The 12,047-nt window shown below is 59.8% G+C and carries 11 protein-coding genes; 2 read left to right on the top strand and 9 right to left on the bottom strand.

Translation table 11 applies throughout. The features are described 5' to 3' along the window. Nucleotides 1-101: 101 nt before the first annotated feature. The 8 genes from TRM7615_RS03550 to TRM7615_RS03515 all read right to left on the bottom strand — a co-directional run bounded on the left by TRM7615_RS03550 (nt 102) and on the right by TRM7615_RS03515 (nt 8,906). Nucleotides 102-779 (bottom strand): orotate phosphoribosyltransferase, encoded by a 678-nt coding sequence (locus TRM7615_RS03550; protein WP_108785544.1) that lies wholly within the window; start codon nt 777-779, stop codon nt 102-104. A gap of 73 nt (nt 780-852) precedes the next feature. Next, nucleotides 853-1,890 carry a dihydroorotase gene (pyrC, locus tag TRM7615_RS03545; protein ID WP_108785543.1) on the bottom strand — a complete coding sequence of 346 codons (1,038 nt, stop codon included), beginning with the start codon at nt 1,888-1,890 and terminating at the stop codon, nt 853-855. A gap of 81 nt (nt 1,891-1,971) precedes the next feature. Next, complete coding sequence (locus tag TRM7615_RS03540) at nt 1,972-2,934, bottom strand: phosphoadenosine phosphosulfate reductase (RefSeq protein ID WP_108785542.1); 963 nt, start codon at nt 2,932-2,934, stop codon at nt 1,972-1,974. An 86-nt stretch (nt 2,935-3,020) separates the two neighbouring features. After that, entirely contained in the window at nt 3,021-4,100 is a 1,080-nt protein-coding gene (locus tag TRM7615_RS03535; RefSeq protein ID WP_108785541.1) for a glycosyltransferase family 2 protein, read from the bottom strand. 5 nt (nt 4,101-4,105) lie between these two features. Continuing rightward, nucleotides 4,106-4,837: an FkbM family methyltransferase gene (locus TRM7615_RS03530; protein ID WP_235824011.1), complete on the bottom strand. Its 732-nt coding sequence runs from the start codon at nt 4,835-4,837 to the stop codon at nt 4,106-4,108. 3 nt (nt 4,838-4,840) lie between these two features. Then, a complete protein-coding gene (locus TRM7615_RS03525) occupies nt 4,841-7,225 on the bottom strand; it encodes a glycosyltransferase family 2 protein (protein WP_108785540.1) in 2,385 nt (794 codons plus the stop codon). After that, nucleotides 7,225-7,878, bottom strand: coding sequence for a sulfotransferase (locus tag TRM7615_RS03520; RefSeq protein WP_108785539.1), 654 nt, complete (start codon nt 7,876-7,878; stop codon nt 7,225-7,227). The genes TRM7615_RS03525 and TRM7615_RS03520 overlap by 1 nt, the downstream gene beginning before the upstream one ends. After that, nucleotides 7,875-8,906, bottom strand: a complete 1,032-nt coding sequence (locus TRM7615_RS03515) for a glycosyltransferase family 2 protein (protein ID WP_108785538.1) — start codon at nt 8,904-8,906, stop codon at nt 7,875-7,877. The genes TRM7615_RS03520 and TRM7615_RS03515 overlap by 4 nt, the downstream gene beginning before the upstream one ends. Before the next feature lie 249 nt (nt 8,907-9,155). On the opposite strand from TRM7615_RS03515, the gene TRM7615_RS03510 reads away from it, so the two are divergent. Both TRM7615_RS03510 and TRM7615_RS03505 read left to right on the top strand, forming a co-directional pair. Continuing rightward, nucleotides 9,156-10,064: an AAA family ATPase gene (locus tag TRM7615_RS03510; RefSeq protein ID WP_108785537.1), complete on the top strand. Its 909-nt coding sequence runs from the start codon at nt 9,156-9,158 to the stop codon at nt 10,062-10,064. A 69-nt stretch (nt 10,065-10,133) separates the two neighbouring features. Beyond that, nucleotides 10,134-11,393 carry a vWA domain-containing protein gene (locus TRM7615_RS03505; protein ID WP_108785536.1) on the top strand — a complete coding sequence of 420 codons (1,260 nt, stop codon included), beginning with the start codon at nt 10,134-10,136 and terminating at the stop codon, nt 11,391-11,393. 6 nt (nt 11,394-11,399) lie between these two features. Here the strand turns inward: TRM7615_RS03505 and TRM7615_RS03500 are convergent, their stop codons facing one another. Further along, the gene (locus TRM7615_RS03500; protein WP_108785535.1) at nt 11,400-11,903 is read right to left on the bottom strand and encodes a hypothetical protein; all 504 of its coding nucleotides are present in this window, start codon (nt 11,901-11,903) and stop codon (nt 11,400-11,402) included. Nucleotides 11,904-12,047: the final 144 nt, after the last annotated feature.

Below are 12,047 nucleotides of genomic sequence, written 5' to 3'. Positions count from 1 at the left end.
CCCATCATATTGACGGGGATCAGGGCAAAAATCCAACATTTTGTGGTGAGGGGCAGGAAACCGCGCTGCGGAAACCCGCCAATGCCAAATCTGACCTCAGGTCAGGATTTGTTGGCTTCCTGCCAGGCGCGGGGGTCGTTCAGGAAGGATTCGACCTCTGTCAGCGTTTCCACGTCAAAGGCGTTTTGCGACTTGGCCTCGGCCAGGACATCCCACCAGGTACACAGCGAATGCAACTGCACGCCGTGATCGCCAAGGGTCTTTTCGGTCTCGGGGAAGATGCCGTAGTAGAAGATCACCGCCGTGTGCCCGCAGGTGGCACCCGTGTCGCGGATGGCATCAACAAACGACAGTTTCGAGCCGCCGTCAGTGGTCAGATCCTCGACCAGCAGAACACGTTCGCCTTCGCTCATCGCGCCTTCGATGCGGGCGTTGCGACCGTAACCTTTGGGCTTTTTACGCACATAGGTCATCGGCAGGGCCATCCGCTCAGCCACAAAGGCGGCAAAGGGGATGCCAGCAGTTTCGCCGCCGGCGATGTTGTCAAACGCCTCAAATCCGGCATTGCGCATGACGGTGACGGTCAGGAAGTCCATCAGCGTCGAGCGGATGCGCGGGTAAGAGATCAGCTTGCGGCAGTCGATATAGGTCGGGCTGGGCAAGCCCGAGGCCAGCGTGAAGGGCTCGCGCGAGTTGAAGTGCACGGCCTTGATTTCCAGCAGCATGCGGGCGGTCAGGCGGGCGATCTCTTCGGAGGGGGGGTAAGAGGTTGGGATCATCGTGACATCCTTGGGGCAGATGCCAGAGGCGCGAGCAGGGGCCTCTGGCGAAAGTGGAGTTCGAAGGGTGACGTCAGGAGACGTGCCAATGCAGTGGGAAACCGGCATCAAAGACGGTGACGGGACCATCGCCGCTTTCGATCTTGTCAGGGTACGTTACGACATCGCCTTTGGTGATCGTGATCGTATCCTCGTTTACCGGCAGGCGGTAGAATCCGGGGCCGTTGCGCGAGGTGAAGGCTTCGAGCTTGTCGAGCGCTTCGGCTTTTTCGAACACCTCGGCCAGCAGGGACATGGTGTTGGTCGCCGTGAAGCAACCCGCGCAGCCGCAGGCCATTTCCTTGTTGGCGTCTGTGTGGGGCGCCGAGTCGGTGCCGAGGAAGAAGCGTGCGTCGCCGGATGTGGCGGCGTTGACCAGCGCCAGGCGGTGCTCTTCGCGTTTGGCGACGGGCAGGCAGTAGTAATGCGGCTTGATCCCGCCAACCAGGATGTGGTTGCGGTTGATGATCAGGTGGTGCGTGGTGATGGTGGCGCCCAGATCGGCCTCGTTGGCTTTGACATAGTCGACACCGTCGGCGGTGGTGATGTGCTCCATCACGACGCGCAGGCCGGGGGTGGATTTGCGCACCGGATCCAGCACACGGTCGATGAACACCGCTTCACGGTCGAAGATGTCGATGTCGTGGTCCGTGACCTCGCCGTGGCAGCAGAGCGGCAGACCGATCTCGGCCATCTTTTCCAGCACCGGGCGAACTTTGTCGAAGTCTTTCACGCCCGAGGACGAATTGGTTGTGGCCCCTGCCGGGTAAAGCTTGACCGCCTTGACCAGACCACTGGCGTGGGCAGCGGCCACGTCCTCGGGGTCGGTGTCTTCGGTCAGATAAAGCGTCATCAGCGGCTCGAAGGTCATGCCCTCGGGCATGGCTGCCAGAATGCGATCGCGATAGGCGGCAGCATCGGCCCCTTTGACCACGGGCGGCACCAGGTTCGGCATGATGATGGCGCGGGCAAAATGGCGGGCGGTTTCGGGCAGGACGGCCTGCAGCATTGCGCCATCGCGCAGATGCAGATGCCAGTCGTCGGGGCGGCGGATCGTGAGGCTCTGGGTCATGTGCCCCGGCTAGCACAGCGGGTCCGAACGGAAAACCCCCAAGCCTGATGGCCCGGGGGTTTTCCTTGGATTTCGGTGGGCTCAGCCTGCGGCTGGGGGCGGCGGGGCAAAAGTGCCTTGTTGGGCCATCTGTTCCAGCTCTTCCAGCCGCGCCCGGAACCGGCGCGCTGGCATGCGCGCGGTCACGTTCCGGCACAACAGCGTATTGAGATAGAACCGCTCGGCCGAATCCAACTGCCCCACGAGGCCGCGCAGGTACCGCGGATAGGACCGGCGGGCGCGGTAGAGACGGAAAAAACTGCGCGCGCTCAGCTTGCCGGTCCCTGCCATCGCGAGCAGACGATAGAGCAGGTTCATGTCAAGCAGGCGCGACTGCAGCTCACCCCCCATGTTGCGCATGCGCAGGCGGGTGACGTTCGGGCGTTCAAACAGAGTTGCATGCATCGCATCCAACGTCTGCTGAGGGTCATACAGAATGAAGGCATGATCGGCGGCATCCAGCATGTCGGGCGCATAGCCGTAGCGATCAGTGAATGAGGTGCGGCGCATCTCGACAAAGCGATCGTCCCATTCGGTCATGTTGGGATCCAGCGTCGCCTGGGGCTGAACAGCAACCACGGTCGCGCCCGGAGCGGCAACTGAAAAGGCAGCGGCCGCATAGCCGCACGGGCCCGCGCCGTAGAATACCACGCGGTCGAAATCTTCGAAAAAGCCGTCGTCGATCAGGCGGTCGAAAAAGCCATAGACCTTGGGATCGCGAAACCAGGTGTCGCCATCCGAAACGATGCACAGATGCGACCAGTTTTGCGTCTTCACCAAGTCGAATCCAAACGGCTGTTGGGTTTCCGACATGGCGCGAATGCCCTGCATCGTCTCAAACGTGACGACAAGAGTGGCGTCGCGGTCGATGAAAGTCGCGAAGTGGTCTTCGCCCAATTCCTGCGACATGCCTTCGGCATCGGCCTGCTCTAGCAGCTTGCGCTTCCATACGGCGCGTCGGTAGCCTGCAATAGAGGTGTCGATACTGGTTTTTGCGTCCTGCATTTACTCATCCTCGAAACTCCAGCCGCTTTACGGGCCAGTTGTTTCCAATAGCTCTAGGCTGAGAATGAGGCCAAAATGGGAAAAACTCAGGTCGGTTTCGGGTCGTTTCCGCTTTGCTGGGATTTGGCCCGCAGACGCCCCAGGTTGGCGAAACCCGTCAGTGTTCGCGCCGTAGCAGCGCTGATCGGGCGAGAGGGTGGAGTCATCATCAACCGTGCCAAAAGCGCCCGGTAGGGTTCCTGCTCCATCAACTTCTGAAAGCGGTTTCGCCGCCAGTCGACTGCGCGTTTGTGCAGCTTTGCGAGCATCGGATCCGCGTGCAGCTCGTGCCGCAGTTGGGTGCTTTTTTCGTCATAACGCTGGATTGTGTCATCGGTGTCGGTGTTGAAGTTCCGTTCCACCCAATAGTCGACATCAAGCATGTGCTCAGAGTGCACGGCGCGGCCGCGATCGGCCTTGAGCACATAGCTTTCCATCGCGCCCAAGGGATAGTGATTGAGTTGCGCCATCTGATAGTTGTCGCGCCCATAGTTGGAAAACAGGCGCTTGAGCTTGAACTGTTCGTCCAACTCGCGCCCGTTGGCGTCGAACCAGCGGACCGCATCCAGACGGTCCAGGTCAGGGCTGCGCGGGCGGTGGACCCCCAGTTTCGAATAGATGCCATCGTTGCGGTAGAGCGTTTTGAACATTGATGCCCGCCAGGGCCAGAACATCACCGCAGGCGCGCACCGCGTGAAGGTCTGCGTCACGGGCGTATCCTCGTACCGGATGGTTTCGGCATTGCCGAACAGGCGCCAGGTCAGCGTGATGGCTGTGGCGTCGGGCAGGGCGGCTATCAGGTCGGTGACCTTTCCCTGGCCGGTGTGGATGTTGACGAACTCGTCCACATCCAACGGCAGGATCCAATCGGCCTCTTTGACAAGTTTGTGCTTTCCGGCCGCCTTGAGCGCGGTGAACTGGATACCTCGTTTGTCATAAGGCCCATCGTTGGGTAAGTGCGTCAGATGTCCGAGCTCTTGCAAACGATCCAATATGCGGTCGGTGCCATCCTGGCAGTTGTTTGAAAACACCAGGAAATCGGTGAACCCCACCGCACGATGGTGGGCGAGCCATTCCAGTAGGAAAGCCCCCTCGTTTCGGACGGTCAGGACGGCAAGCACACGCATCGGGGTTACCAGTTGCTGCGGAACACCGCCACTTTTCCCGACGAAAATTTGGGGAAGAAGACCAAGCCCTGTTCATGCAACAACTGAAAGATGTCCTTGATACCCTTGCTGCCAATCCATTGTGGGTGCAACTCGATCAGCAAGGCGCGCAACCCGCTGAGGTTCAATTTCGGCAGCAGATCGACTTCGGCGCCTTCGATGTCGCAGACCAGAACCGTTGGCTTGATCTCGGCGAAAACGGCATTGGCATCGCGCATCGGAACCTGTGCCGGTGTGGTATCGGCGCCGCCATCCGTGGGGTCGAGTGAGGAGGACAGGATGTCCTCGCGACAATAGAATGTGGCCATGCCGTCCCTATCGCCCAGAACGGCGTGATGCAGATGGGCTTTCTTTGCGCGATTCAGCCTGTGAACCTCGCGGATATAGTCGATCAAACCGGGATTGGCCTCGAAGGAATGTACCGCTTGGGCGCGGGTCTGGGTCGAAATCAAGGTCGACATGAAACCGATTCCAGCCCCCAGTTCCAGCACCACATCTCCTTTGCGGATCAATTTGAGCGCGGCTTCTGCTTCGCCATGTTCATAATGACCCCTGCGCAGGGACCGACGCACCTGTGCGGGCAACGAGATGATATCGCCGGGAAACCTCATGTCCCGGCACCAATGCATCCGTTTGCGTTTGGGTTGGTCGTCTGACGGGTTTTGATCTTGGGGTTGCGAGTTTTGCGTCTCGACCATCACTTAGCTCTCCAGGTCCAAGGCAAGCGCATAGGCCACGCGCTCGGTTTCTGTCAGTTTGACCCTCAGGGCCTGTTGATACAATTCTTCGAATTCCGGCATGCCGTGTAATTCGACAGCTTTGGCGCGGTGCCATTCCAACCCCTTGAGGTGCCAGCTGCGCAGGGTTTCATCCTGCATCAGCCGGTCATATTCGCTGCGCAGGCGGGGGAGGTTCCGTTTGATGGTGACATCACGATAATCCGACCAATCCATGCGGATCCAATAATTCAACCCGATGGAACGATCCACATGCAGGGCGCGCCCCCTTTGCCGTTTGATCAGATAGCTTTCGGCACTGCGCAGGGCATAGTGGTTGAGCTGGATCAGGTCGTAGCCAATTGATTTCTTGGAGTTTCTCCAGCCATTGTCCACGGCCTCACCGGTCATGTCGCGGCCCGAGCCGTTGACCCATCGGACATCGCCGCGCTTGTCTTCGACCAGCTTGTTGGGGCGGTGGCAGCTGATTTTTTCATAGGCGCCGATGTTCTTGAACATCGTCTTGAAGCCCCAGACCGTATGTGGCTTGGGGCAGAATTTCGGCGCGCAGGTGTCGAACTGATCGATCACGAACTCATCGGCCAGATGGTTTATGTTGTTGTGACCAAACAGCCGCCAGGTCATCGCCACATTGGTGGCATCCGGCACCGCATCAAAGAAATCCTGCAAAGTGCCGTTGCCGGTGCGCACGTTCACGAATTCATCCACGTCAATGTGCAAGATCCAGTCGGCGTTTTTGATCACCGGCTCTTTCAGGGCCTGGTTGAGCGCGTATTGCTGGGGCGAGTTGCCCTTCCAGTCATCGTTGTTACGGTGCTGCAGAACGCCCATGTCCTGCAATCGGTCCAGGATTTCGGACGTGCCGTCCGAGCAGTCATTTGTGTAGATCAGGAAATTGTCGACCCCCATCGACCGGTGATAAGCGACCCATTCCACGATGTAGGGGGCTTCGTTTTTCATACAGCCCACGATGACATTGCCGCTGCGCCCCTTGGGCAGATCGCGCGGGGGGACCTGCGTGTACGCGGCGGCAAGCTGTTCTTCATCCACCGCGCCCAATCGGTTGTGCGGGGCAAACGAAGAGGTTTTCAGCTTCTCGAAGTTTTGAACGGCCTGCGGCGGCATCAGCGCCCTGGCGGTTTCGGTCAAGCCATCGACAGGCGGTGCGTCGGCCGGGGCTGGCGGTGGGGTGGGAGCGGTTGAAACCGCGCCGCGGTCCGCCAGCTCTTCGAGCCGTTGAGCAAACTTGTCTTTTGTCGCCTTTTCGATGCGAAACAGAAACGACAACAGATATTGCGACGCTCGAAATCCACGCTCCGGGTCTGCTTCGACCCAGGGATCACAAGGCTGAGCGGCTAAAAAAGTGTCGTCATCAAGTTCTGGGTGGTGCAGCGCCAGGGTGCTGTTGGTCTTTTGGAACCGCTTGGAAACCTGTGACAGGCTACCTGGGTTGGGCGCCGAGCCGGGCACGGCGATTTCTGACACAAGACTGCGCCACAACTGACGAGGGACATGGCGCTCACCCTGCGCCAAAAGCTTGAGCAGAATGGCATTGAATTTTTGCGCGCGGGTCATCCATGCGGCCGACATGGGTGCGTTTTCGGGCAGGGCCTGTCCTCGGCCGATCGTTTCCGAGATGTCGAATGCAGCGCGAATTTCATCGGTGATCGTGTCGGGTGCAAAAAGATCGTCAGCATATGGCCGAACATTCAAGGCACCAGCGCCGAAGACAGCCTCCCATTGCTTTTGCAAGGAGAGGGTGTCCAGCCAAAAGGCCGGGCCTTGGGTTTCTTCGAACACACCTGCCATCGGGTCGATCCGGGGCATTGCCGTCACACAAGCCGACCACCAATCGGGGCTGTCCAACAGTCTCAGCTCCAGATCCAATGGGGCGGCGCGGCCCTCGGCCAGTTGCGCCGCGTAGTGGTTCAACAGCAATCGGGCCGGATCATCGACATATGTCAACAGCCGGATGTCATCGGACAGGGGGCGCAGAATATCATGGATGCGCTGCATCTCGGACGGACGGTGAATGGATGTCGCCAGTTGCGGCGCTGACAGGATCACCACGTCCGGGCGAGCCTGCGCGATCTCGCCTTGCAAGCCATGCATCATGTCTTCGCGCAGTTGCGCCTGTTTCTGGGGGCTGGCAAACCCGCGATTGAACCGCAGTGGGTCGACATGATCCGGATCGGTCATCGCCATGAAAAACCGGGTATGGCCTTTGTTGCCAGGACTGCGCGGGTACAAAACGCCCTTTGAACGCAGCTGCTCGCGCTTGGATGACAGGACCTCTTGCAGCGCTTGAGCGCCAGCTACCTCGGGACCGATATGAAGATAGAGTCGCATCAGGGTTTCTTTCCTGCCGCCAATTTCTCGGCGATGCGTTCCGCCTGGTCGTTGGCCTTGCCCCACCATTTGATTTCGATCCCCAGAAACTCACCAATCTGTTGCGGAGCGTCAGGGTCGGTGATGTCGTATTCCAGAAACTTGTCGGTGCCTTCAAAAACCCGGCGGCAGAACCTCTGATGTCCGTCGATCCATCGGATCAGCTCATCCACCTCATAGCCATAACCCTCGGGCATGCCGGGCACCTGGTACATCGGAAGACGGCGCTTGCCCAGGTTTGACCATCGTAACATAGAATCCACCAGATTTTCGGGCGGGCGACTGGAATACAGGAACTTGGCGCCGGGATGCTTGTCGATGATCGTGCTGAGCAACCCCCAATCGGTCTGCGGCCATTCGTTGAAGCCACGGGCAATCATGCTGATTTCGGTGAAGGCGTCGAATTCATGCATGAAATGAAGCGGGTCGCCCTTCTTGAAATAGCCGCGATACATCAAGCGTCCGACGAAATCATTGCGCAGCTCTTCGATCTCGGTCTGGTGGTCATGGATTTTCCAATCCGCCACCTTCAACCCCGAGGCCGCAAGTGCCTGTCCCAATGTGGTGGTGCCCGATTTCGGCAGGCCAAGGTTGATCACGCGCAAGCGGCTCATGCGGTCAGTCCCAGTCGTTGCAACAATTTCTCTTCGGCAGGTGGCAGGGTCGAGGCCGCGCGCAGCTGATCTCGCATGGCTTGGTATTCCGCCATCTTCAGCAGTTCGTCTCGCTTGGCACGGTGAAGCGCCACCGCCTCGTCATGCAACGCGCCGATCTCGGGGTCGGATTTCAAGGTGGCCAGCTCGCGCTCCAGATCGGGCAGATAGCGCTGGATACTCAAATCCTGCCAGGCCGGGTCGTTGCGGTCGCGCCAATAGCTGTCGTCGAAATTGCGGTGCTCGCGGTTTACGTCGCCCCGATCGTTTTTGACCAGATAGCTGTCGAGGCTGCGCAGCGCATAGTGGTTCAGCGTCGCCAAATCCCGCGCGCCGCGGGCCGGAAACTTGCGAATGCGGCGCGGGTTTGCGGCCACCTTGAACCGGTGCTGCACATCCCGGCCCGAGCCGTCAGTCCAGCTGGGCCGTTTTTTCGGCGGCAGCTTCTTGCGAAAGAACGGGCGGTGTGCGCCGTAGTATTGAAGGGGAAAATCGCTTCGGATCAGGGTCTTGACCTCTGCCGCGCTTTCGCCGCCCCACAGATCGGGGTTGTGCGAGCGGGTGAATTGCTGGATCACGGGCTTGTCTTCGAAGTCCTCGATCCCGTCATTGGCAAAGAACTGAAACGACAGGCTGATGGCCTGCGGGTTGCCACAAGCCTCAATCAGCGCCGGGATGGTGTGATCGCCTGCGTGGATGTTCAAAAATTCGTCCACATCCGCGATCCAAACCCAATCAGCATCGACCACGATGTCCTCATGCGCGGCGGCCTTGAGCGCCTCCATCTGATAGTTGCGCCCCTCGGCGGGGTTGGGCAGATGCCGCACGATGCCACGGTCCTGCAACAGGTCCAACAGGCGGTCGGTCGCATCCGTGCAGTCGTTGGAATAAAACAGAAAATCGGTCACCCCGATCAGTCGGTTGAAGGCGATCCATTCCAGCAGGAAGGGCCCTTCGTTCTTGACGCAGGTCACGGCCGTGATTTTCATGCCCGGCTCTCCTCCGGCCCATATGCCGGTCCACTCTTCACCACGTCTGCCCCGATCCATACCTGTTGGGCGCCATTCTTTGGGCGCTGATTGTTTCCCAATTCATGACATTTGCGCGCGAATCCGTCAACATTTCGCAAACTCTTGGACAGCGGGTCACGGCGATCTAGTTTGCTTTCGAATGCGACCGCAAGAGCGGTTGACGAGCAGCGCACGCTCGTGCCCATCTGGGCATCAAGGGGAGAGAGCATGACCATTCCAAATTCGATCGATGCGGTCCAAGAGCAGTTGACCGCCCAAGGCTATGTTTGCGGCAGGGCGCTGGCGACCGTGGTGTTCCTGTCGCTCAAGCTGGGGCGGCCCTTGTTTCTGGAGGGTGAGGCGGGCGTCGGCAAGACCGAGATTGCCAAGGCGCTCAGCGCGGCCTTGGGGCGCAGGTTGATCCGGTTGCAGTGTTACGAGGGGCTGGATGCCTCCTCCGCTGTTTATGAATGGAACTTTCCCGCACAGATGGTTGCGATCCGTACCGCCGAGGCATCTGGCGGGGCTGACCGCAAGGCGCTGCAGACCGAGCTGTTTTCGGACGAGTTCCTGGTGGAGCGTCCACTGCTGGAGGCGATGCGCCCGGATGAAAACGGCGCGCCGGTGTTGCTGATCGATGAGCTGGACCGCACGGATGAGCCGTTCGAAGCCTTCCTGCTCGAAGCCCTCAGCGATTTTCAGGTCACTATCCCCGAGCTTGGCACCATCAAAGCGCCTGAACCACCGGTGGTGATCCTGACCTCAAACCGCACGCGCGAGGTGCATGATGCCCTCAAACGCCGCTGCCTTTACCATTGGGTCGACTACCCGGATTTTGAGCGCGAGGTGGAAATCCTGAACGCCCGCGCGCCCGAGGCGGCCGAAAACCTGTCTCGTGAGATCGTGGCTTTTGTCCAGCAATTGCGGACCGAGGATCTGTTCAAGAAACCGGGCGTAGCGGAAACCATCGACTGGGCCAAATGCCTGCTGGCGCTGGATGTCATCAACCTGAGCCCCGAGGTGATCGCAGACACGCTTGGAGCGATCCTGAAATACCAGGATGATATTCAGAAGATGCAAGGCTCCGAGGCCAAACGCATCCTGGATCAAGCCCACGCCAGCCTTGCTCCGGCCTGATGTTTCATCTTTTCAAAAATACTCCGGGGGGAGCCGAAGGCGGGGGGCAGAGCCCCGTATGGGCGTGACATGGCAGAGCAGATCCCCCTGGACATCCCCGAGCAACCCAAGCTCGCTCAGAACATCACCCATTTCGCGCGTGCCCTGCGCAAGGCCGGGCTGCCCATAGGACCGGGGCGGGTGATTGACGCCATTCACGCGGTCGAGGCGGCGGGGTTCACCGAGAAGCGCGACTTTTACTGGACCCTGCATGCCTGTTTCGTGAACAAGCCCGAACACCGCGAGGTCTTTGCCCAGATCTTTCGCCTCTATTGGCGTGACCCGCGGTATCTGGAGCAGATGATGGCCGCGATGTTGCCTGCCATTCGCGGGGTGCAAGAGGATCGCGAGGCCCAGGCGGCCGAGCGCCGCGCGGCCGAGGCGCTGCTGGATGGGGTAGAGCGGGAAGCTCCACCGCAGGAAGAGGGCGAGTCTTCTGAAGAAACCGAGATCGAGATCGACGCCTCGCGAACCATGTCTGGTGAAGAGCGGCTCAGGACGCTGGATTTCGAACTGATGAGCACCGAAGAGATCGCTCAGGCCAAGCGCATGCTGGCGCAGCTGTCCTTGCCGGTGAAGCCGATCCCGTCGCGGCGTGGTATGGCCAGCTTGCGCGGGACACGCGTGGATTGGCGGCGCACCCTGCGCGCGTCGATGCGGCAGGGCGGTGAAATTCATGACATCTCACGGCTGAAACCACGCCCACGCTGGCCCAATCTGGTGGTGCTTTGCGATATTTCAGGGTCGATGAGTCAGTATAGCCGCGTCATCCTGCATTTCCTCCATGCTGTGAGCAACGCCAAGGGGGCCGGCTGGGCCAAGGTGCATGCCTTCACGTTTGGCACACGCCTGACCAATATCACCCGCCATTTGGCGCAGCGCGATGTGGACGCGGCGCTCAAATCCGCGGGCGCCGAGGCGCAGGATTGGGAGGGCGGCACGCGGATTGGCTCTTGCCTGCACGAGTTCAACCGTGACTGGTCGCGGCGTGTGATGGGGCAGGGGGCAGTGGTGCTGTTGATCACCGACGGGCTGGACCGGGATGCACCCGATCAGCTGAGTCACGAGATGCAGCGCCTGCACCTGTCGGCGCGGCGGCTGATCTGGCTGAACCCGCTTCTGCGGTGGGAGGGGTTTGCACCCAAGGCCCAAGGGATCGCGGCGATGCTGCCTCATGTAGACAGCTTCCGCGCGGGTCATTCCATTGCCTCGTTGCAAGAGCTGGCCGAGGTGATCTCGCGCCCCGATGATGTGGGCGAAAAAGCGCGGTTGATGGCCGCGCTTCCCTAATGCTGCTTACTGCAGCTGTTCCTGGTTGCACTTGGCTGCGGCTTCGATCGCCTTGTAGGTGCCCTTGAGGTTCACGACAAAGCCGTATTCCTTTTCCGGAAACACCGACATGACGTATTCCTTGGCCACAGCCTCGATCACGGCCGGATCGTCGGTCAGCACATAACCGCCCGAATACCCTTTGGTGATGTTGCCGCGCATGCCGGTGGCTTCACCGACATAGATCTTGTCGCCCAAGACAATGGCGACGGCTTCCTTGTCGCCTTTCTTGATGTTGGTTTCGGCTTGGGTGAAGACACCAATGTAGGCCACGCCACGGTCTGCGGTCAGCCCCATCTGCACCACGTTGCCAAAGTCATCCTTGCTTTCGATCATGCAGGATTTCTTTTCGGTGTCGGCATAGATGTTCCAGCCTTCGACCGCGCCGTAGGGTTCGAATTTTTCAGCCTGGGCCGTTGTCGCGGCAAGCACGCAGGCCGCAGCAGCCAGTTTGGGCAAGTGTTTCAACATGGAACGCTCCTGAAATTGAGTATGGATCGGAAAAGTCTTGGGCGAGGAAAAACCGCACCATGCCATAAGGTTAGGCATCGTCACGATAGGCTGCGCAAAAGAATCGCACAACCCCGGGGCGTGGCCTGCGTCACTTTGATCTAA

It is taken from the genome of Falsiruegeria mediterranea M17 (genome assembly GCF_900302455.1).
In the GTDB taxonomy this organism is placed as follows: domain Bacteria; phylum Pseudomonadota; class Alphaproteobacteria; order Rhodobacterales; family Rhodobacteraceae; genus Falsiruegeria; species Falsiruegeria mediterranea.
Note: the sequence above shows the minus strand (reverse complement) of the source record. Positions and strands in the feature narration are given on the sequence as shown.